We start from the raw sequence: 21,302 nt of genomic DNA on the forward strand, positions 1-21,302 counted from the left end.
CAATAAAATCAAACATTTTCGACGAATCGCTACTCGTTACGACAAGCTGGCCAAATCATTCCTAGCGTTTGTATATGTCGCGTCCATCTTTAAACTAACTCAATAATGAGTTTTCAGACACATCCTAATAAATCTTCACTTATGTTATTCATAACAATCACACAACTCCCAATGAATCGAAGTATCTTCATATATTTTAAAATTATCCAGTTTCATGACCATCGCTCTATTAATATCTTCATGATGAATTTTTGAGTAAGTAAAATCATGAAAAAGTAATTGCATACGCTTAATCAAACATGATGCAATAATAACTCGTTGGCTATTGGTTAAAGGAACGCCGATTTTGATGTCTTCCTCCAGAGAATAAAGCATGTCAATGACTTGCTGATAAGTTAAATTATCAGCACTTCCAATTCTCATATGCGATTCAATATGACCTATATGGCAACAATGACATGGATTAACCCAATTACGGTTATAAAGCGAGTCCATATAAAATTTATTGTTGTATATATAACTCATCAATAAATAAGAGTTGCTTGATTCCATATGTCTATCCCTGATTCTTTTTCCTAAACTTTTGTTATAGGGATTTAGAAATACAAGGGATAATTCATTTTCCTCGCAAGGCTGCATGTCATCAACTGAAAGTGACGTGATTGCCAGATTCTCTTGAAAATCTTCAACTAATGTATTCATTAATATTGACCTTAAAAAATCATCATTGGTCATAATAGTAACGGAATCTATTCGGAGCATTTTTTCTTTCACTGTACGTATTAACCCATTGCTTGCTAGAAAACCAATAACCTCCTCTTTTTCTTCTTTGAAAATTTGTTCAAGCACAGACTCTGAAATTTCTTTCTTGCCCGTTCGATCCCACGATTGAATTAAATCAATGAGATCTTTATCATGAATCTTCATTACTCCATTTGCAGTTTGAACTACTACATCTCCATTCTGTAAGGAATGACACAGAAATCTGTTGATCCGATAATTAGAAGTCATATTAATTCACCATCATTTTATTTTTTGTTCTACTCTTTTAAAAGTTATGTAGATAGCCAAATTCAAAATAGCGGGTAACTATTGTTGTCAATAAGCTCCATTTTGAATTTGGCTTAATAAACTTCATGTGGAAACGATGTCTTCCCCAGTAAAATAAGAATTATCGGTTATTTTTACCGATAGTGGCAGCACCACTACTTGAAGAAGAGGAAGAAGCGCACAATCGGCCCCCCTTATTTTTATCTGTCAGAGATTGAATAGTATTGAAATTTGAACCAACCCCAAACTTCGAAATTCCTAACATGCCTCCATCCCCAATGATTTCCTTGTTTGCTCCGCGAACAATTTCTTTCTCCACGCTTCTTACACCCCTAATAAAAGTTATTGATGGATAAAAATACCACCAACTAAATAGTAAAAAAATACTCTCTTTTTGTAAATAAAAGAAAAATAAATTAATAATTACAAATTTTTAACTCACCTTTCTTCTTACATAAAAAAAGCCAGCCTCGCAGGAATGACTCCCCTGCGACGCTGGCTTTCTTCGTTACTTCTTCAAATCCTCAATCGACGTAATATCCATATAAGTCGGCACGGCCAGGCCCAGCTTGGTTCCTTCCAGGTTTGGTCCGAGGTCCTCTACGTCTTTGCCGAGCTTCTCCATGTAGTCCGCATGTGTCGTTGGCAGCCATGCGGCAACCATGCCGTCCACGTCGCCGTTCGCTACGCCTACCCACATCGGGCCTGCTTCGACCTGGCTCAGCTCCACTTTATAGTTCAGCTTTTGCTCCAGGACAGTTTTCACCACGTTCGTGCTGGCGATCTCGGAATCCCAGGCTACATAGGCAAGCGTCAGCTTTTGGGCGTTGACAGGCTGAACGCCCTCGACCCATTTGTTTACGGTAGCCTCGTTGTTTTTCACCCACTCGGCTGCTGCTTCCTCCGGCTTTTTGCCGTTTTCGATGTCCAGCATGACTTTTTCCATGTCAGCAGGCGTCCAGGCAAACTTGTCGAGGAAAGCGTAGGCGCTCGGCTGTTCTTCCTTCAAGCCTTTGCGCACGATCGTGTGGATTTGCTCGTCTTGTCCGTAAATGCCTTTCGGGTCTTCCAGGTACTTCATCTCGAACTTGGAGAACATCCAGTGCGGTGTCCAGCCCGTGACGATAATCGGCTTCTTGTCCTTGTACGCTTGCGTCAGGGCAGCCGTCATCGCGGCACTGGAGCCTTCCACCAGCTCCCAGTCTTTCAACTCGTATTCGCTGAGGACTTTTTCCGTCGCCTTCATCAGTCCGGCACCCGGGTCGATCCCGATAATTTTATGGTCGACAGTCGCTCCTACGCTGCCGGATGCTGCCGAGCCAGTGTCGCCGCCGGATGGTTCATTGCCTTGTGGAGTTCCAGCGCTTGAGCAGCCCGCCATCACCATACTGAGTCCCAGTGCGACGGCCAATCCTTTCCAGGTTGCTTTTTTCATGAAAACCCCTCCTACGCTTTTTTTCTCTTTCCTACCCCTTGCGTGATGCGGTCCAGCAAAATCGCCATAATGACGATCGCCAGTCCCGCCTCGAAGCCTTCTCCGATCTTGATCTGCGTCACGGCGCGATAGACGTCCGCGCCAAGTCCTTTCGCTCCAATCATCGAAGCGATGACGACCATGGACAGCGCCAGCATGATGCTTTGGTTGACCCCCGCCATGATCGTCGTTTTCGCGATCGGCAACTGCACCTTCGTCAGCTTTTGCCAATAGGTCGAACCGAACGCCTCTGTCGCCTCAATCAAGTCCGCCGGCACCTGGCGAATACCCAGGTTGGTCAGGCGGATCGTCGGCGGCATCGCGAAAATGACCGAAGCGATAACACCCGGCACCTTTCCCAGACCGAAGAAAAAGATCGCGGGAATCAAGTACACAAATGCAGGCATCGTCTGCATAAAATCGAGCAACGGCGTCACGACTCTTTGCACGGATTCACTCTTCGCGCACCAGATTCCCACGGGAATCCCGATGATGATCGAGATGAGCCCGGCGGTCAGCACCAGCGCAAGTGTTTCCATTGAATGCTCCCAATAACCCAGGTTTTGAATCAAGAGAAGTCCAATGAAAGTAAAAAGAGCGATAGACAGCTTCCCGGCGCGGTACGCCAGCAACGTCAGCAAAATGATAATCACCCAGAACGGCAGTCCGGTCAAAATCAGATTGAAGAAATCGACCGTCCCGCCAATGCAAGTCGAAATAAAATCGAACAAAAAGCCCAAATGCTCATCCAGTCCGTCTACGATGGTTTCTACCCAGCTATCGAGGGGCAGCTTCGGAAAAAGTTGATCCATCATTCATCCACCTGCCCTTCTTCATTTGCCGGCAGCGGCGATTCCTGGTTCACTTTTCCTGCCAAACCGCCCAGTACGGCGCCTTTTACGATGACGCCCAAAAGGCGATCCTGTTCACCTGTCACCGCCACCGGAATATCGGAAAAAGCAACCAGGTCAAACAGTTCATTGAGCAGCGTCTGCGGGCCGACTTTCGGCACTTCTGTGCGCAGTACGCCTTCCAGCGATTTTCCTTGTGCCTTCGCTTCGCTGACGGCGTCTGCGGTCAACACGCCCAGGAGCGTTTTCTTCCTGTCGACCACGTACAGGCTGGATACGCCGCGGTCCCGCATCATCTGCAAGGCGACGCGCGGCCCTTTGTCCAGGGTGATCGTCTCTGCCCGCTTCATGACGTTCTCCGCAGACAACACCTTGGAGCGGTCGACGTCTTCCACGAAGCGCTCCACGTATTCGTTGGCCGGATTGGTCATGATTTCTTCCGGAGTGCCGATCTGCACGATGGCGCCGTCCTTCATCAAGGCGATCCGGTCCCCGATCTTCAGCGCTTCATCGAGGTCGTGCGTAATGAAAATAATCGTTTTTTGCATCGTGCTTTGCAATTCCAGCAGCTCATCCTGCATGTCCTTGCGAATAAGCGGGTCCAGTGCGCTGAATGCTTCGTCCATCAGAAGCACATCCGGCTCATTGGCAAGTGCACGCGCCAGACCGACGCGCTGCTGCATTCCCCCACTGAGTTGATCGGGATAGCTTGCTTCCCAGCCTGCCAGACCGACCAACTCCAGTGACGCTTTTGCCTTGGCTTCGCGCTCAGCTTTGGGCATTCCCTGGATTTCCAGGCCATACGCTGCGTTTTCCAGGACGGTCCTGTGCGGAAACAGGGCAAACTTTTGAAACACCATCCCGAGCTTCTTTCTTCTGACCTGCTGCAACTGCTCTGTGTTCATGCTGACGATATCCGTACCGTCAATCAGGATTCTGCCTTCTGTCGGCTCAATCAGCCGGTTCAAGAGTCGAACCAGCGTCGACTTCCCGCTACCCGAAAGCCCCATGATGACGAAAATTTCGCCGGCATGCACCTCAAAACTCGCTTGGTTCACCCCAAGGGTAAGACCCGTTTCCTTCAATATTTCCTGTTTGGTCTTCCCCTGTTTCACCTGGGGCAGTGCGCGTTGGGGCTGTCGTCCAAAGATTTTGGTCAAATTCTCTACTTTGATCTTGGGCATATGGTCACCTCCAACTGTTACGCCCGTATCCGGACTGTTCATTACCCTTACAATTGTAACCAGCCCTGTTTTTTACCTCAAACTGGATGAGACTCGATAATCGGGCATTTTCAGCGTTCAGAAAAAACTTTACGTACTTTTCTTTCTGTATTCGCAGTATATCTCGTATATACTGTTTGATATCTCCATTTACTTTTTGCTTGCGGAAACGTACAATTCTAGTCAGGTAAAATGACTAGAGGAGCTGCTTTTTTCAAAATGGAAACGAATCAGGAAAAAATCCTCGAAAAGGCTCAGGAACGCGTGATTGAAACGTTGGCCCGCAACATGGATTTGTACGGCATCACGATGTCGACCGGGCTGTTGTATGGCACGCTGCTGTTTCAGGACAAGTCAATGACGCTGGATGAGATGGGAGAAGCGCTGGGAATGAGCAAGACCAGCATGAGCACCGGCGTTCGCACCTTGATGGACTTAAATATGGTAGAAAAGATATGGAAAAAAGGAACGCGCAAAGACCACTACGAAGTCAATCTGGACTGGTACCAAAACTTCATTGATCTGTTCTCCGTGAAGTGGCGCCATGCCAGCGAGCAAAACGTGCACAGCCTGAAAAAATCGCTACACGAGCTGCGCACCCTCCAGCAGTCCGAGGATTTGTCCGATGAGCTGAGGGCGCGCGTCGAGCTGAGCATCAGCCGGATTGAAAACGGCCTGGAGTATTACTTGTGGCTGTCGCGACTGATTGACGCCTTTGAATCCCACGATATTTTTCAGTTTGTACCAAAAAAAGAAAGCGATTCGTAAAGCAGCTTGGCGCAGCGAAAAAGACTCATTCTTGACTGGCAGTCAGTAAGGGGTGAGTCTTTTTTTGATGTGACCGATGGAAAAATCTGAATATTGGCAGCGGTTGTGTTACAATGACGAAAGCGGGCACGACGCAAATGACTGGCCCAGCCTGACTCCGAGAAAGGAGCGGATCGTGATGAACAAGCAAACAAAGCGACTTTTTCATACATGCACGAAAAAAACAAACGTGGAAATGGGGGGTCTGCTTCGTTAGCCCCCCGTTATTTTGAGGAGGAACAGGATGATTCGCAAAACAGCGCTTCTGATTGTTGATGCACAGACAGGGATTGTCGATGGCCCGGCGATTGGCCCCGTTTTTCAAAACGCCGCGCTCGTCACGACGATCAAAAAGGTCAGGAAGGAAGCGTGGAAGCGGGCGATTCCGGTCCTGTACGTGCAGGATACCGATGTCGCCGAAGCCGGGGCTGACGCTTTCGCCATCCACCCGGAGCTGGCGCCGCTCCCGACCGAAACAGTCGTCCTGAAGCAAGCCACGGATGCTTTTCACGGAACCGACCTGCATGACCAGTTGCAGTTTCTCGGAATCAACCATCTCGTCATTACGGGTTGCAAAACGGAGTATTGTGTCGACAGCGCCTGCCGCAGAGCGACGACGCTCGGCTATGACGTCACGCTCGTCCGGGACGGGCACTCGACGACTGACAACGCCGTATTGGCCGCCGAGCAAATCATCGCCCACCACAACGCCTGCCTGCATGGCCTCGGGAACATTGACCCGTTCATTTTGGTGCGCGATTCCACGGAGGACCTGTTTACTCCTACGCACGATACGTACCGCTAGCCACTCCTGGCTACGCCGAAGAAACCGTCCGGATGGGACGGTTTTTTTGCTTGCTTTCCGGCTGCGGCAACTAACAGGCTCAGCGGCCCCGCTTCGATGGAGGCAGTGAATCATGATAATATAGAAGAAACAAATACGCCCTACCCCAAAGGAGGACTCCCCCTTGTCTACGTCACTTCTGGTTTCTCATGAAGTCGTCATTCATGCCGCGCCCGAAAAAGTCTGGGAAGTCTTGATTCATCCGCATTTTATCAGGCAGTGGGACGACGTGCCGGAAGACTTCGGACAAGCGCCGCTGACGCTCGGAAGCGTCATGGAATGGCCGGGCTATGCCAAATTGACCGTCGCCGAATTTGAACTGGCCGAGCGCAGCTAGACTGGCCTGTCCTTTCGGCGCGAACTCGTTGCAAATAAAAAAACGGGCGCGCCCTTGTGGCTGCATCCCGTCTTTTGGCCCTTACTCCCCTTTGCGGATAATCTCCTGCACTCTGCCGACTTGTCCATCGGTCAGGCGCACCTTGATGCCGTGCGGATGCGTACTCGAATTTGTCAGGATGTCCTTGACGATTCCGCGCGTCCGCTTGCCTGTGCGCTGATCCTGCTTCAACACGATGTCGACCTCCAGGCCAGGGGCAATGTCTTTGCGGTTTTTCCCGTTCATGGCAGTCCCTCCTTTCCTCGTTCGATGACTTTTTCGTTCTTTGTCCCACCTATGATATAATCGACAAACAAAACTTTTCTCATCGGAGGAATCCATGCTTACTTTTGAAGAAAAACTGGCGATCATTGAATCATTTCCACAACTGACCCGAAACAACGTCTCGCTCAAGCGGGTCAATTTTCACTACGAGGCAAGTCTTCACGACAAAAAGACAGTCGTTTACCATCTGCATCCGAATGGCAACGGCTTCGTATTCGCAGGCTTTTTGAAGGGCTATCCCAAAGACGACAAAGGCTACGTCAACATTCGCGACTTCTCCGCAGAGGAATTGCGCACGATCATCGAGGCTTCCATCCAGTCGCTCTCTGTCAAACGCGAGCCGCAGCCAAAGGCGGAAGCAAACGAGCCACTCGAGCAAACCTGGGTCGACAAGCAAAATCGCACGCTGCTGCTGCAGCAGGAAGACACGCTGTGGAACGTCTACCACGGCATGAACCTGGAGGCTTCCTTCGAGTCTTACGTAGAAGCCGAACAGTACCTGAAAGAAGAAGGCTTTTCCTTGCGCAACTAGCTTGTAACAGAGTTGTCACGGCCTGCCCTTTTCCTTCCTCCAAACGCAATCCTTTCATTGGAGAACCCCTCCTGATATGGTACACTTCCACCTAGTTAGATGTACAATACCTTTTATGAGCCTGGCCCGACAGTCTTTGCGACTGGCTCGGGCCTTCCCGAAAAACAGGGGGATAATGCGGCATGATGAAGTATAGAGACACACTTCTTTTTCAAGTCCACAAGCAGTTTGAAGCCTGGCTCGCACAGGAGGGGCCGGTCTCCCACGAAGAGCTGTACCGCTTTGTTCACTCGTTGAGAGGCACAGCCGGAACGATCGGTCTTGCCGATTTGTCCGAGCTGGCGCAGACGCTGTTGGAGCAGTTGGACCAGCAGGATGCGAAACCTTGGCCAACGCACGAGTGGCGTGACTTTTTGCAAGAGCTCATCGCCTTGTGTTACGAGCATCGTCCCGAGCAGGAAATTCTTTTGGAGGACCCCACGCTACCGCAAGAGTCTACCTACGACAATCAGCCTCTCCTGCTCATTTTAGACGACGACGTGACGTTGCTGATGTACCTAAAAGAATATTTGGAGAAGCAAAACTGGTCCGTCATCGCTACTGTTTATCCTCACAAGGCACTCGACTACTTCCACGACCTCAACCCGGATTGCCTGATTCTCGACCTGAACATTCCCGAAACAGGCGGCTTTCAAGTCATGCAAACGCTCAGTGAAAAAATTAAAAAGCAATACGTCCCGACGACGATTATCAGCATTGACTGCGATCGGGAAACGCGCCTGCGCGCTTATCGGCTGGGTGCCGACGATGTCATGTGCAAGCCGCTTGACCTGGAAGAACTAACCGTCCGGCTGGAAAGACAGCTCAGAAGAAAACGGTGGATGGATAAAATTTTGTTTCTCGATGAATTGACCGGCGTGTACAACCGCAATTGCCTCGCGGATACGTACCAGAAGCTGCTTGCGGATTCCATGCGGAGCCACGCGCCCTTTTCGCTGGCCTTTCTGGACATCGATCATTTCAAAAAGGTCAATGATACTTACGGGCACCTGGTAGGCGACGTCGTACTGAGCCGCTTCGCCGCGTTCATCCGGGGAAGCGCGGAGAAGCAAGACGTCTTTTTCCGGTATGGCGGGGAAGAATTTATTCTGCTCATGCCGCGGACGTCGGTACAGGAAGCACAGTTGCGGCTGGAACGAATGCTGCGCGATTTTCGCGACCTCTCCTTCGAAGCTTCCGAAGGGACGTTTTCGCTGAGCTTTTCCGCTGGCGTCGTGCAAATTGAGGATGCGCAAAAGCCGCTCGCCTACTGGATCGACGCTGCGGATACGGCGTTATACTCTGCCAAAAATGCGGGGCGCTGCCGGATTGAAGCGGCTGTGCGCAGCGCTGATCCGGATACGCGCACGGTGAAGCTGAAAGTCGCCATTATTGACGATGATCCGCTGATCTGCGCCGTCCTCGCCGACTCGGCGCGGGCAAGCCTGGACGGCTGGATTCACTCGGACATCCGGACGTACCACGAAGGGGCTGCCTTTTTTGCATCTTCCTGGCATCAGGGGCCGGAAGCGTATCTCATCATTTTGGACGGGATCATGCCGCAAATGGACGGGCTGGACGTTCTGCGGCGCATCCGCAACCTGCCGAACAGCAAGCAGTACACGGTGCTCATGCTGACAGGCCGCAGCGGCGAACAAGATATTGCCCAAGCCCTGCAGCTCGGCGCTGACGACTACATGACGAAGCCTTTCAGCACGAAAGAGCTGGAAGCGCGCATCAAGCGGCTAGTCAAGCGAATGATGTAGGCAATACCAGATGGAGGAAGAAAAAATGGCAATGATATTACTGGCTGAAGATGAAGCCGTACTGCGGATGCTCATTGGCGATACGCTGGAGGATGAAGAGCATCTGCTCGACATCGCCTGCGACGGTGAGGAAGCGCTGCAAAAAATCAGCCACAATCAGTACGATTTACTCATTTTGGATTACATGATGCCCAAGCTGACCGGCTTTGAGGTGTTGACCCGGATGAAGCAGATGACGGACAAGCAAGCGGTGAAGGTTCTCATTCTTTCCGCGGAAAGCCAGCATGCGGAACAGGAAAAAATGCGCGCCGCCGGAGCCGATGATTTCATGCCCAAGCCGTTCAGCCCGCTGGAGCTCGCCCGTAAGGTGGAGGACATGCTCGCATGACTCGGCTTCGGAAATACGTCCGTGAAAGCATCACGCGCCGATCGAATCGTTTGTCGCCAATTTTTTCAGCAATCTGTTCCCGACCGCTTCCCGCTACGCGCAGACAGGCGATTTTGAAGCTTTGCGCAAGTTCTCGTCCAGCGGCGTAAATTTGGAGGTCAACAATCTCATCAGCTACGCTACCCGCTACCAGCAGGACAACCATCAGCTCATGCTGACGCAAAACCAGCTCTTGTTCCAGGAGCTGTCCGCCCAAAGTTCCTGGTTCGTTTTTTACGTGCTAATGGCTCTGTTGATCCTGATCTGGGTGACGATCAAAACGACGCGCGATATCGGGCGGCCGCTGACACAGCTTACGGCTAACGCCGACCGCTTTGCTCAGGGAGAAACGCCGCAGTTGAACGGCCTGGAACGGGCGGATGAGATCGGCAAGCTCTCCCGCTCGCTCGACTACATGATGCGGCAGATTCAGCACAAGGAAGAAGCGCTGATGGCGGAAAACGAGCGCTATCTGGAGAAAAAGAACCGCTTTGTTCTCGCGCTCACCAGTACATGGGACAAAGGGAGCTTTCGTCGAGCATTATTTCGAACACCGTAGAAATCATGGAAGCAGACAAAGGCGTCATCGTGCTGTTGTACGCGGATCGCGGCTGCGCCAGCTTCGGCATTTCCCGGCAAGGGCTTGACCAGTTGCTGCAAGGGATCGAGGACGGGCCATTTGTCCGCATCAAGGAAACCGGGCTGCCATTTGTCGTCAACCGTGAAAGTACAGTGGGCGAGCGCGGCTTCCACCCTGCTCGTTCCCGCACTTACGAGTTGTATCTCCCGGTACTGGATTCGCACAGGGAGGTCGTGGCTTGCATCATTTCTCGCCCGCATCGACCGCAGGTTCTCCGAGCACGAGCAGCACATCTTGATCGGCATGGCCAAGCAAGTCTCGCTCGCCCTGGACAAGCTCGCCATGTTTGAGGAAACGAAAAGGCAGCGGCAAATTACGCAGGAAATGCTCGACTCCGTGCAGGAGGGCATACAGTTGCTCTCTCTCAACGGCGGAACGATCCAGGTGAGCAGCACGTTTTGCGAGCTGCTTGGCTGCAATCGCGAGCAGGCCGTATCGGACTTTGACATCGAGGCGTTTTTCGCCCATCTGCAAAGCTGCACGGCAGAGCCTAACCGTCTCATCCCGTACATCAAAGCAGTCGCGCTGGGCGAAGGCGATGCGCAAGAGGACAGCATCGTCTTTGAACTGACCTCTCCTGTCAAACGGTACATCCAGCTCTACGCGGAGCCTTTGTACCGCAACCAGCGGAAGTGGAGCACGCTGCTGGTTTACCGGGACATCACGAAGGAATACGAGATTGACCAGATGAAATCCGAATTTGTCAGCACCGTGAGCCACGAGTTGCGCACCCCGCTGGCGAGCGTGCTGGGCTTTGCAGTCTATCCTTTTTCCACGGCACAGGAGGCGCTCGACGCCATTTACCGCCTGCGTCCGGATGCGGTCGTGCTCGACCTGATTTTGCAAGATGGCGAGAGCGGCTGGAAGGTCATCGAGGCGATGCAGGAAAACCCGGAGCTGAAGACGATCCCGATCGTCATTTCCAGCGCGTTTGAGGAAAAGAAAAAAGCGTTTGATTTGGGAGCAAAGGGCTATTTGCTAAAGCCTTACCATCCCGACACTTTGTCGAAGGCGATCTTGCTCGCCGTCACCAGCCACGAATCGGCCGGACAAATTTTAATTCCCGATCAGTTGTGACCCCTCTTTTGCCAAAAAGGCAGCGGACGATGCTCCGTTGCCTTTTTTTGCGGGACGTTCGCGCGCCTGTTGGCTGGCCAGGAAGCTTTTTGCGCAGACAGAAAATCTTGGTATATTCACGGGCCTTCCATCACACATTAATAGAGGTTGCTGTAAAGCACGATGCCCCGCAAAGGAGGAGTTCATGTGTATTTCTCGAAGAAAGCAGTTGTTCCGGTCGAAGAAGAGGAAACAGATGTGTGGACGTGCAGCAATGATGGGTGTACGTGCTGGATGAGAGATAACTTTTCCTTTGACGAGAGCCCGAGCTGCCCCTTTTGCCATTCGCAAATGGTAAAGGATACCCGGGTGCTTCCGGTTCTGACCAATCACAGCAAGCGAAACTCATGATACTGCCCTTCTTTTTTCTTGCGGGCATTCGTCCTCTTCTCTACAATTAAGCACAAGACACGCACGATTGTTAGAGGAGATGCCCATGAACCGAAAAGAGATGGAAGAACAAGTCATCCAGGCTTATCAGCGCGATGAGGGAATGATGATCCTCGTCTTTGCCCAGTGGTGCGTCAACCACGGCTTGGATGCGCGCGAGCTGTACGCCCAAGCCTATCCCGCCCAAGGGGAAAACCAACTGCTGGCCCAAATGCTTGAAAATACGGTTCCCAAAGAGGAAGCAGAGGAAATCCCTGACGCCACTATCCTTGGCGTCCTGTCGCTGTTTGGCAACGACGATTTGGCCTTCGTGGTCAGCCAGGCGATCGAGGAGAGGAACAAATCCAAAAAATAATGCCAAAAGCCGCACATTGCTGTGTGGCTTTTTTCCTGCCTGCCAAACATTGGCTGCTCGCCGTGCGGCTTATCAAATCTTATTCAAAAATTCATTTTTTAAGATAGGGGCAATTCGCTTTTTTATTGTTTTGGCTTCTCGGATTTTGGACGACTTCACAAGCCGACAAACAAGGAAAAGAGGAATGCCTATGTACACCGATTCAAAAATTTTGAAATCGCTTTTTTACATCCAACTGTTCTCCAGCTTTTTGGTTGTGGTCGGTCATTTCACGGCATCGGTGCTTTACTTCAACGATCCTTTCTGGGTTGTCGCCCTCAATCAGATCAGCCGCTACGGCACCGTGCTGCTGACGATCGCGACCGGCTATTTGACCGCCTATTCTTTTGAAGCGAAAAGCCCGGCGTTCCGCGAGTTTTTTACGGGCAAGCTCGTGTACATTTTTCTGCCTTACCTCGTTTCCGGCATTTTGTATCACTATTTGCTGAAAAAGGACATGCCTCACACCGCTGAGGACTACGCCAACATTTTCATGGGGAAAACGGGCGATCACCTGTACTTCGTGTTCATGATTTGCCAGTATTACGTGTTTGCCTACTTTTTCCGCAAGTGGATTACGGAACAGAACATTTTGTACGTCATCTGGATTCTGCTTGCGGTGCAATACTTCTACATCAACTACTTGCACAAAGGCTGGCTTGGGCTGTCCACCCGCCATATGCTGCCAAGCTGGATTTTCACGCTCTACATGGGGCATCTGCTGTACTGGTACCGAGAAGCCATTCTGTCTTTTTTGCGCAACAACCGCTCCATCCTGATGCTCTTGACGGGCATCGCTACAGCCGCGGCCATGTTTTTTGTCGTCTCAAGCAAGCTGTACGTGGCGGTGCACCTGAGCTTCGTTTTCGCGACACTGCTGTCTTTTCTCGTGCTCATGGTCTTCTTTCTGGAACTGGTGGATCACCTTCGTCTCAAGTTCCGCAAAGGCTTGACCTACTTCATTTTCCTGTTTCACTCCGCCTTTTTGATCCTGTTCAAAGACTTTTTGTTTGAGCAATACGGAGAGGTCGCCTGGGTTTTTCAAAACACCTGGTACTCGCTGTTGTACCTGGGCCTGATCTTCGGATGCAGTTGCCTGCTGTCGCTGCTATTGGTCTATCTGGTGCGAGGGCTGGAGCAACTGGGGAAAATGCTTGGGAGAGGACGGCGGGAGCGGCTGCAATAAAACTGCTCGGCGCTGCCAACAAAGAACGACCTGCTGACTTTCGTTGCGAAAGCGCAGGTCGTTCTCTTTTTTTGGCGTTTGGGGGCGTGATACACGGGATGATGCCCGGCTAGGAATCTTGGAAGTACATGGAAAATACCGTCTGCTGGTCAGATGACTCGCACTTGATCACCCCGCCGTGCCGCTCGATAATTTCCTTGCAGACGTACAGCCCGATGCCCGTCCCCAGCTCTTTGGTGGTAAAAAACGGCTCGAAAATGACCGATAGCAGATCTGGCGGGATCGGCGCGCCATTGTTGGAAATCGTGATCGCTGTCATCTCGTCGGTGCGAAACCCTTGGATCGCAATTTCTTTGTCGCTGTTTTTGCGCTGCAGGGCATCGAGCGCATTCGAAATAATGTTGATGAACACTTGCCTCATCTCGTCCCGGTAGCCGTCCAAAAGCAGCATCGGATCAATCGTGCACGAAATATGCGCGTTCACGTCCACGATGTTCGGATAGAGAAAGGAGAGTATTTCTTCAAATAGTAAAGCGATGCTAAACACTTCTTTTTTCTTATGTACGGCTCCCTTTTTGGAAACCAGCAAAAACTGAGAGACGCGGTAATTCAACTGATGCAGCTCATTTTCGATAATGTCCACGTACGGCAAGTTCGGATAGTCTTCTTTTAACAATCGGGAGAATCCCATAATCGAGGTCAGCGGATTGCGAAATTCATGTACAAAGCTCGATGCCATCTGCCCCAAGATCGTCAGCCTGTCCTTGTGCGACCGCTCAATAAACAGCTTTTTCTCTTCCAGATCGCTGTCTTTCAGCTCCGTGTACCTGGACACGGCGTGCACGAGAAAAACGTCGAAGCATTCGTTTATTTTAAGCAAGGCTGGCAGCAGAACATCGGGTGGAAAGGGCCCTTTTTGCAGAACGTCGAGCATCAGCTCCCGGCCCATGCAAACATTGAAAACGAAATCGCCGATGTTGATCTCGGCCTGATTCCGTTCGTGCGCTACTTTATATGCAAGCTGTTTGATATCCTCATGCGTAATCTTCGAACGGAGATAGTCGGCCACCATGCGGTACATGGCTTGTCCGTTCAGATGAATAATTCCGTTGAACTGGTCGTGCTCAGACACCATGATCCGTTTCCTGAACTCTTCTACCGCTGCTTCCTCATGCTCGTCCAAAAAAAGTGCCAAGTCGTCCATTGCCACCTGTCCCCACTCCGAATGATCGGCATACTTATTCCGATAATATTATACTATCATCCAAGATTTATTAACGAAATATTTTTACTACTCCCCCCATTGTACACCGTCCGCGCACGAATTACATTTGAAAGTCCATCTAAAATGTAAACTGTCTCTCGCCAAAAGAAAGAGGCAAAGGGACAGCGCGTACGCAACCCCTTTGCCCGTGCGGTTTGTAGTCGATTTTAGTTCAGTCTTACGATAGTCAACGTCGCCCCGGCGCCTGTCAGCAAAGTAGCCGCTCCCAGCAGGCCGAAGAGCTGCAGTGTGATTGTCGCCACCGCGCCTAGCGGAGCGATTACGGTGTTGTGGAAGGAGGAAAGCGATAACGCTGGTGATGCTACCGATGGAGCAAACGCGGCGCCGTTAATCAACAGCCGCGTGCTGACTGCCAGAGCGGCGGTTGTGTTGACGGAGTACGAGATCAGGTAGTTGCCTGCGGATGGAACGGTAAAAGTTGTGTTGCCGCCTCCGAAGGTAATGCCGTTGAGCACCTGGTTGTTGGGCAGAGGCACGTTGGTCCCTCCCAAAATAACGGCGATCACGGCACCTCCCGTTTTGGCGGCGAAGGCGTTGATGTTTGTAAAGACGGTTCCGGTGGGGCCTGTGGGGCCTGTTGCTCCAGTAGCTCCAGTTTCTCCTGTCACTCCAGTAGCTCCCGTGGCCCCGGTGGCTCCTGTCACTCCGGTTGGCCCCGTGGCCCCTGTCACTCCAGTGGAGCCAGTCGCTCCCGTTGCCCCAGTCGCTCCCGTCACTCCCTCCCCCGCCCCCGTAGCTCCGGTGGCTCCGGTCGGACCTGTTGGACCAGTCGGCCCCTGCATGGTAGAGGCGTTTAGCACTGCCTGCAGCTTGGCCTGCAGTACCATCTCCTTCCTGATCGTTGCATCGACCATTTCCCTTACACTTCGGTCAATCGCCAGCAAATCGTCAATCGTGGCTGCCGGCGCTCCGCTTACACCGGTGAGCGTGCCGAGCACGTACTGAATTTTTTCCCCTTCTGCGTCCAATATATGGCTTAGTCCCAGCTCCTCCATCGCGATCGAAGTCAAAAGCAGGTTGATCGCATCCTCGCGCGTAATCGCGATAGTCGAACTGATATTTGGAATATTCGGAAATGACATAACTCCCCACCTTCCCGTGAAAAACGTAACCTCCCCTTCATCCGTAATTCAGCTAGCGAAAAGCCGTTTGCCCCCACACTTTACGGCTGCTTCTTCCACTTTTTCGCTTGTCCCACAACCTTGTGGCTCTTGGTTCTCCCTGGAAAAACCTCCCGATTCAGCCAAGGAGCCTGATAATTGCCGTGAGTCTGTACAACGGAACGAACAGGCCCTCCGGGTTCACCGTACTTTTTCAAGGGGAGTATCGAATCTTTCAGCCTTTGTTTAAAAGCCGTTGAAAACGCGGCGGAGGGAGAACAGTAGCCTTCCAACTGGTTCAAAGACGAATGGAGCACGAAACGGGAAAGGTCGTCCAACAGTTCAAGCACCTGGATGACTTGCTGTTCGGCCAGACGCCGATCGAGCGATGGGCGGCGGAGATTCGCCATCTCTAGCATGAGCTGCTCCGTTAACTCAAGAAAAGCGAGCGCCAGCGAGTACATCGCCGTCCAGAAATGCCTGTATGCCTCGACTGCCTGAACAGCCTGCTCCGGCTTTTTTGCCAGGTCATTCTCCCATTCAAAAAAAGAAGCCATCCCCTTTATCCGGCTAAAATTGATCCATAGTAACATCATCATCGCTTCCAGCCAAAGATTCGACGATTGTAGCACATGGAATAAAAGTGGGATCGATTCTTCTTTTGGACGCGTTTTGGCGGCAAGCAAAAAAGCTTTGGTGTGGCCAGACTGGCCGTGGATGAGGGAAGCCATTGCTTTTTCCATGGAAAAAGCAGCAGCCAGCAGACGCTCCGGTCCATCTGCTCTCCCGATGTCTTCCTGACGATTTTTCCAATCCACCACACCTTCAATCATTTGGTCAAGCAAGCTACTCTTCATGACAATCCCCGCTAGTCTCGCCCGAATCGTACGTCTTTCGCTCCATCTCCAATATGTTGTCGAGCTTGAATTGCAGCAAAATTTGCTTGCTGATAATGCTGCGCAGCGTTCTTTCCACGCTTCTGTTAACGCGGAGCATATCCTCCAGGCAAATGTCTTCTTTTTGCAGCAGACGCTGAATTTTTTCCCCTTCCGCATTCATAATATGGGACAGGCTAATCTCTTCCATGGCGACAGAGGTAAGCAGCAGATGAAACACTTCCTCGCGCGTCAACGTAATGCGCGGAGTGATATCAGGCACATTCGGCAGTGACATGTCTCATGACCTCCGTTTTCAGGCGTGTAAAGCTGCTTCCTCCTCAACCCGAGGACTGCGCTTCTTCCCGGCTGGCAAAGTACCTCTCGTTGTGCAGCACGCTCGGGTGCGTCGGGTGATGCAGCTTCGACATCTCGTGGTGAATTTTGGCCCGCCCGTACTCGCCAATCTGATCGTAGCAATAGCACAACTGCAAATGCGGCAGCCACGACCAGGCCGCTTCATCGGTCATCCCCATCATGTTCTGCGGGCGCTCCAGCAACGTCGCCTGCCGGAACCAGTAGATCGCTTTCGGAAAATCTTTTTTCTCCAGAAAAAAGGCACCCACCTTACAGCAAAATTCCGCCCGCGGCGCGTCAAAGGCCAATGTCCTCACCAGAGCTTGAATTTGCTTTTCAGACTGCTTCAGATGGGCAAAACAATCTGCCTGCTTGTAGCACGCCATGATCTGATCCTCCACCCAGCCCAGCCCGCCATCCAGAAAAAGCTGGTACTGCGCGGCTGCCTCCGCCCATCGGCCGTGGTCGTACAGCTCGTTGGCAAAATAATACTGATCTCTCGGCGAAAACGGCTCTTGCCGCTCCTTGCGCTGCAAATAAATTTGCAGGTTGCGGTCGGTGTACGGCTTCTCTTTGCGATGCGTGACCGCGATATCGCTGTGAAAAGCTTTTCCCGCGACCTCCAAATATTCATGGACAACACCGTGCCAGACAAACTGGCGCTGCCTTTTGACCAGGCGGTTTCTCCGCAAATATTTTACGGGCATGCCTCTCTCGTCCACCACCAGATGATAGGGCATCGAAACGTAGTCGTACTCGAACGGCTCCATGCTGCGCAACGCCCGGAAGCGGTCGCGGTCCGCCTCTTCCAGCACATCGTCGGCATCGAGCCAAAAAATGTAGTCCTTGCTCGCTTGGCTGAAAGCAAAGTTGCGCGCCGCCGCAAAGTCGTCGATCCAAAGAAAATCAAACAGCCTGGCTCCGAGTGACCGAGCGATTTCTTTCGTCCGATCGGTTGAGCCCGTATCGACGACGACGATCTCATCCACCAGGTCGTGCACAGTCGACAAGCATCGACCCAGCGTCTGCTCTTCATTGCGAACGATCATGCACAAGCTGATCGTAAACATGCAGATCGCCCTCCTTTGGCAAAATCTTTTTACCATCCTATTTTCAGGCCAAGCTCAATATGTATTGCGTCTCACATAACCGCGAGATCGCTAGAATATGGTGTATCAAGAAGTTCTGAACAAAACGCAAGGAAGGTGATAGCGTCCATGACACCTCCGCTCCTCTCGCTCCGCATGATTGTCAAGGACGAGGCCGACCAGATCGAAGCTTGTCTTACAAGCGTTTATGCTGTCGTCGATGAAATCATCCTCGTCGACACTGGCTCAACGGACGGCCCCCAAGAGCTTTGTCGCAAATACGGAGCAAAAGTCATCGAGGTGCCGTGGGAAGACAGCTTTTCCAAAGGGCGCAACATCGGCTTGAAAGCTGCCCGGGGCCAGTGGATTCTGTGGCTGGACGCAGATGAACAGTTGGAAAAGGAGGATCAGCAGGCTCTGCGCCAGGCCGCGGTCGCAAGCAAGGCGGACGCCCTGTTTCTCAAACTCATTCATTATCAAGGCCAGCAAAAAGCAGCCGCCTCCCTTCACCTGGCCTGCCGCAACGCGCAACTCCGCCTTTTTTGCAACAAAAAAGGCTTCCAGTTTGTCCGGGATATTCACGAAGTATTGCAGTGGCCTGCTGCACTCCCGCAAAATCGCCCGCTCCCGCTGCTGCCCGTCCGCATCTACCATTTCGGTTACATAGAGGAAGCCGTCACGCGAAAAAACAAAACCCGCCGCAACCTGAAACTGCTGCTTCGGGAACGGGAAAATCCGCATCGCGACCCTTGGTGCGCCTACCACCTGGCGAGCGAGTTTTCCCGCGCGAAAAAATGGGAACACGCCTTCACGCTCGTCAACCAGGCTGTGGAAGGCTTTCTCGGAAAACAGCAGCTCCCGCCCTCGCTTTTTTACAAATTGAAATACGAAATCTTGTTCAGGCACGGCAGCATGCGGGGCGCATGGCCTGGCATCGAATGCGCCATCCGGCTCTATCCGGACTATGTGGAGAGGGGTGATGGAATGACGAGGAAACAGCGCATTCTCATTGGCAGCCCGGTTTGCCAAAAGCCCGATGTGCTGCGCATGTTTTTGTTTTCGCTGGAAAAGCTTTCGACCTCGACGCTTGCCGTTCAGTACATGTTTATTGACGACAATACCGATCCCGCTTCGAGCAAGCTGCTCCACCGCTTTGCCGAAAAGCATCCTGGACAGGTAGAGATCATTCGCAGCCAGGAGCCTCCGTCTACTTACACCTGCAACGAGACGACCCACGTATGGACAGATGAGCTTGTCTGGCGGGTGGCCGGATTCAAAGATCAACTGATCGCCCGCGCCAAAGAAGGCGACTATGACGGGCTATTTCTGCTCGATTCGGATTTGCTGCTTCAGCCTGCTACTCTGGAAACGTTGGTCGCCTCAGAAAAAGACATCGTCTCTGAAATTTTCTGGACGAGTTGGACGCCCGACAGCCTCCCCGTGCCTCAAGTTTGGCTCACGGACCAGTACACGCAATATGAGCTGAAACACCGCCTGGAAACCCTCACCGCCGAAGAACAGTACTTGCGAAAATACGCCTTTTACGAAAAGCTGCGCGTTCCCGGCCTGTACGAAGTAGGCGGCCTCGGCGCCTGCACCTTGATTGGCCGGAAAGCTCTTTTGGCTGGTGTCAACTATTCGCGCATCCACAATGTCACGTTTTGGGGAGAAGACCGCCATTTTTGCATCAGGGCGGTCGCGCTCGGCTTTTCTTTGTTCGCGGATACCCACTGCCCTGCGTTCCATCTGTATCGGGACAGCGATTTTCCGGAAGCGACCGTCTGGATGAAGCAAATCTACGGCTCTGCGCCCGTCCGCGTCAAAACGTCCCAAACAGTCGCCAGACCCATCCCTCGCCCAAAAATTACGTTGTCCATGGTGATCCACAACGAGGCCGACAAACATCTCGCCCAGGTGCTCAAAAAGCACCGGGAATACATTGACGAAGCCGTCATCATTGACGATGGCAGCACAGATGACAGCGTCGAGATATGCCATGAGCTGTTAAAAGGGATTCCGCTCCATCTCGTCTCCAACTCCACTCCGCAATTCACCAACGAGGTCGCCTTGCGCAAGCAGCAGTGGATGGAAACCGTCTCGCGCAATCCCGAGTGGATCGTCAATATGGATGCCGACGAAGTTTTCGAGGACGGGTTCGCGGCTGGCGTCCACGCGCTGCTCTCCAGACAGCACGGCGACGTCTGCTGTTTCCGCTTGTATGATATGTGGTCAGACTCCCACTACCGCGAGGACCCGTACTGGCGAGCCCACTATGTGTACCGTCCGTTCATCATCCGCTACCGCCCGAACCACCGCTATCTCTGGAAGGAGCAACCCCTGCATTGCGGGCGCTTCCCCAGCAATATTTTCGAGCTGCCGTCGTTTCTCAGCCATTACCGCGCCAAGCATCTCGGCTGGTCCTCGGAAAAAATCCGCCTGGAAAAGTACACGCGCTACAAGCTTTTGGACCCGGCCGCCTTGTATGGCTGGAAGGAACAGTACGAGTCGATTCTCGACGCCGAGCCAAACCTGGTGCCGTGGAAGGAGTGAAAAACAGATTAGGATTTTTACCCATTTGTAGTAAGGTTGCTTCACGACTATTTGGATAGGAAGGGACGGGTACGACGTATGCCAACAACGACTTTGTAATGGCCTAAAAAACTGGATAGCCTTGCTCCTGGAAAAACACCGTTGTTTTTTCGCCCAGGCGCAGTGGTGGGGTGACTGCTTGGGTGCGTTTGACGGCTCGGTGGTTTGGGCTTCGGTGGATCGCTCGGTGGCTTAGGCTCCGCTTGATCGCTCGGCAGCTTGATCTAACCGTTTTGCCTTTTGCCAGCCGTACCACGCTCGCTTTGGCGGAAAAAATTTTAGCCCCTCTCTATACGTGCCTATTGAAAACAAGCGAGCACCCCGCTTTTATATGCGCAGCATATACAAAAGACAGCCGCAGAACAGTCTGCGGCTGTTTGCTTTCTGGCACTGCTCCAAGCATTACCACGCATTAATGAACCGAGGCTCGAAGCAAGTGCCCGCCTGTCCAACAGCTAAAGCGGTGTACTTCTTTTGAAAATGACGGATTGTAATATGAAGTGCGACACCAACAGCTAGATAAAAAAATGGCCCATGATTGATTCGTGTAAAATGAAGTTACCACACCACATTTACACAGGAGAATCAATCATGAGTTATTCACATCT

Annotated in this window: 24 protein-coding genes; 13 read left to right on the forward strand and 11 right to left on the reverse strand. The window is 51.9% G+C overall.

Translation table 11 applies throughout. The annotated features are described in order from the left end of the window. Positions 1-144 precede the first annotated feature (144 nt). The 5 genes from AC27IT_RS26435 to proV form a co-directional block, all read right to left on the reverse strand. Positions 145-1,011, reverse strand: a complete 867-nt coding sequence (locus AC27IT_RS26435) for an McbB family protein (RefSeq protein WP_122952626.1) — start codon at positions 1,009-1,011, stop codon at positions 145-147. Positions 1,012-1,171: 160 nt separating this feature from the next. Next, entirely contained in the window at positions 1,172-1,369 is a 198-nt protein-coding gene (locus tag AC27IT_RS26440; RefSeq protein ID WP_129552174.1) for a hypothetical protein, read from the reverse strand. Positions 1,370-1,558: 189 nt separating this feature from the next. Further along, on the reverse strand, positions 1,559-2,485 hold the full coding sequence (locus AC27IT_RS26445; RefSeq protein ID WP_026558041.1) for a glycine betaine ABC transporter substrate-binding protein: 927 nt from the start codon (positions 2,483-2,485) through the stop codon (positions 1,559-1,561). A gap of 11 nt (positions 2,486-2,496) precedes the next feature. After that, positions 2,497-3,336: an ABC transporter permease gene (locus AC27IT_RS26450; RefSeq protein WP_007783036.1), complete on the reverse strand. Its 840-nt coding sequence runs from the start codon at positions 3,334-3,336 to the stop codon at positions 2,497-2,499. After that, a complete protein-coding gene (gene proV, locus AC27IT_RS26455; protein WP_005833350.1) occupies positions 3,336-4,559 on the reverse strand; it encodes a glycine betaine/L-proline ABC transporter ATP-binding protein ProV in 1,224 nt (407 codons plus the stop codon). The genes AC27IT_RS26450 and proV overlap by 1 nt, the downstream gene beginning before the upstream one ends. Positions 4,560-4,817: 258 nt before the next feature. Here proV and AC27IT_RS26460 point away from each other — a divergent pair, with 258 nt between their 5' ends. From AC27IT_RS26460 to AC27IT_RS26470, 3 genes are all read left to right on the forward strand, one after another. Continuing rightward, the gene (locus tag AC27IT_RS26460) at positions 4,818-5,366 is read left to right on the forward strand and encodes a GbsR/MarR family transcriptional regulator (protein WP_005833348.1); all 549 of its coding nucleotides are present in this window, start codon (positions 4,818-4,820) and stop codon (positions 5,364-5,366) included. Positions 5,367-5,649: 283 nt separating this feature from the next. After that, positions 5,650-6,210, forward strand: coding sequence for a cysteine hydrolase family protein (locus AC27IT_RS26465; protein WP_487092200.1), 561 nt, complete (start codon positions 5,650-5,652; stop codon positions 6,208-6,210). A gap of 163 nt (positions 6,211-6,373) precedes the next feature. Continuing rightward, the gene (locus tag AC27IT_RS26470; protein WP_025844786.1) at positions 6,374-6,586 is read left to right on the forward strand and encodes an SRPBCC family protein; all 213 of its coding nucleotides are present in this window, start codon (positions 6,374-6,376) and stop codon (positions 6,584-6,586) included. A gap of 81 nt (positions 6,587-6,667) precedes the next feature. On the opposite strand, the gene AC27IT_RS26475 is transcribed toward AC27IT_RS26470, so the two are convergent. Then, positions 6,668-6,871, reverse strand: coding sequence for a YwbE family protein (locus tag AC27IT_RS26475; RefSeq protein WP_005833343.1), 204 nt, complete (start codon positions 6,869-6,871; stop codon positions 6,668-6,670). 94 nt (positions 6,872-6,965) lie between these two features. On the opposite strand from AC27IT_RS26475, the gene AC27IT_RS26480 reads away from it, so the two are divergent. The 9 genes from AC27IT_RS26480 to AC27IT_RS26520 all read left to right on the forward strand — a co-directional run bounded on the left by AC27IT_RS26480 (position 6,966) and on the right by AC27IT_RS26520 (position 13,400). Next, the gene (locus AC27IT_RS26480) at positions 6,966-7,442 is read left to right on the forward strand and encodes a hypothetical protein (RefSeq protein ID WP_007783040.1); all 477 of its coding nucleotides are present in this window, start codon (positions 6,966-6,968) and stop codon (positions 7,440-7,442) included. Positions 7,443-7,624: 182 nt separating this feature from the next. Beyond that, positions 7,625-9,247, forward strand: coding sequence for a diguanylate cyclase (locus AC27IT_RS26485; RefSeq protein WP_005833340.1), 1,623 nt, complete (start codon positions 7,625-7,627; stop codon positions 9,245-9,247). A 25-nt stretch (positions 9,248-9,272) separates the two neighbouring features. Next, entirely contained in the window at positions 9,273-9,635 is a 363-nt protein-coding gene (locus tag AC27IT_RS26490) for a response regulator transcription factor (RefSeq protein WP_487092201.1), read from the forward strand. 121 nt (positions 9,636-9,756) lie between these two features. Further along, positions 9,757-10,233, forward strand: a complete 477-nt coding sequence (locus AC27IT_RS26495) for a HAMP domain-containing protein (protein WP_487092202.1) — start codon at positions 9,757-9,759, stop codon at positions 10,231-10,233. 5 nt (positions 10,234-10,238) lie between these two features. Further along, the gene (locus tag AC27IT_RS26500) at positions 10,239-10,604 is read left to right on the forward strand and encodes a hypothetical protein (RefSeq protein ID WP_309479902.1); all 366 of its coding nucleotides are present in this window, start codon (positions 10,239-10,241) and stop codon (positions 10,602-10,604) included. Then, complete coding sequence (locus AC27IT_RS26505; RefSeq protein WP_238501634.1) at positions 10,558-11,391, forward strand: response regulator; 834 nt, start codon at positions 10,558-10,560, stop codon at positions 11,389-11,391. The genes AC27IT_RS26500 and AC27IT_RS26505 overlap by 47 nt, the downstream gene beginning before the upstream one ends. A 186-nt stretch (positions 11,392-11,577) precedes the next feature. Then, a complete protein-coding gene (locus tag AC27IT_RS26510) occupies positions 11,578-11,781 on the forward strand; it encodes a cold-shock protein (RefSeq protein WP_005833334.1) in 204 nt (67 codons plus the stop codon). A gap of 85 nt (positions 11,782-11,866) precedes the next feature. Further along, positions 11,867-12,175, forward strand: coding sequence for a hypothetical protein (locus tag AC27IT_RS26515; protein WP_005833332.1), 309 nt, complete (start codon positions 11,867-11,869; stop codon positions 12,173-12,175). A 190-nt stretch (positions 12,176-12,365) separates the two neighbouring features. Further along, positions 12,366-13,400 (forward strand): acyltransferase family protein, encoded by a 1,035-nt coding sequence (locus AC27IT_RS26520; RefSeq protein ID WP_487092203.1) that lies wholly within the window; start codon positions 12,366-12,368, stop codon positions 13,398-13,400. 109 nt (positions 13,401-13,509) lie between these two features. Here AC27IT_RS26520 and AC27IT_RS26525 read toward each other — a convergent pair whose 3' ends face one another. The 5 genes from AC27IT_RS26525 to AC27IT_RS26545 form a co-directional block, all read right to left on the reverse strand. Beyond that, positions 13,510-14,610, reverse strand: coding sequence for a histidine kinase N-terminal domain-containing protein (locus AC27IT_RS26525; protein ID WP_052006633.1), 1,101 nt, complete (start codon positions 14,608-14,610; stop codon positions 13,510-13,512). A gap of 221 nt (positions 14,611-14,831) precedes the next feature. Then, a complete protein-coding gene (locus tag AC27IT_RS26530) occupies positions 14,832-15,767 on the reverse strand; it encodes a BclA C-terminal domain-containing protein (RefSeq protein WP_487092204.1) in 936 nt (311 codons plus the stop codon). Positions 15,768-15,847: 80 nt separating this feature from the next. Next, a complete protein-coding gene (locus tag AC27IT_RS26535; RefSeq protein WP_487092205.1) occupies positions 15,848-16,528 on the reverse strand; it encodes a hypothetical protein in 681 nt (226 codons plus the stop codon). Positions 16,529-16,631: 103 nt separating this feature from the next. Then, on the reverse strand, positions 16,632-16,958 hold the full coding sequence (locus AC27IT_RS26540) for an alpha-helical endospore appendage domain-containing protein (protein WP_327920475.1): 327 nt from the start codon (positions 16,956-16,958) through the stop codon (positions 16,632-16,634). 43 nt (positions 16,959-17,001) lie between these two features. Continuing rightward, positions 17,002-18,087: a glycosyltransferase family 2 protein gene (locus tag AC27IT_RS26545; protein ID WP_487092206.1), complete on the reverse strand. Its 1,086-nt coding sequence runs from the start codon at positions 18,085-18,087 to the stop codon at positions 17,002-17,004. A gap of 147 nt (positions 18,088-18,234) precedes the next feature. On the opposite strand from AC27IT_RS26545, the gene AC27IT_RS26550 reads away from it, so the two are divergent. Beyond that, on the forward strand, positions 18,235-20,655 hold the full coding sequence (locus AC27IT_RS26550) for a glycosyltransferase family 2 protein (protein ID WP_487092207.1): 2,421 nt from the start codon (positions 18,235-18,237) through the stop codon (positions 20,653-20,655). Positions 20,656-21,302 lie beyond the last annotated feature (647 nt).

Source organism: Brevibacillus sp. YAE8 (genome assembly GCF_057543335.1).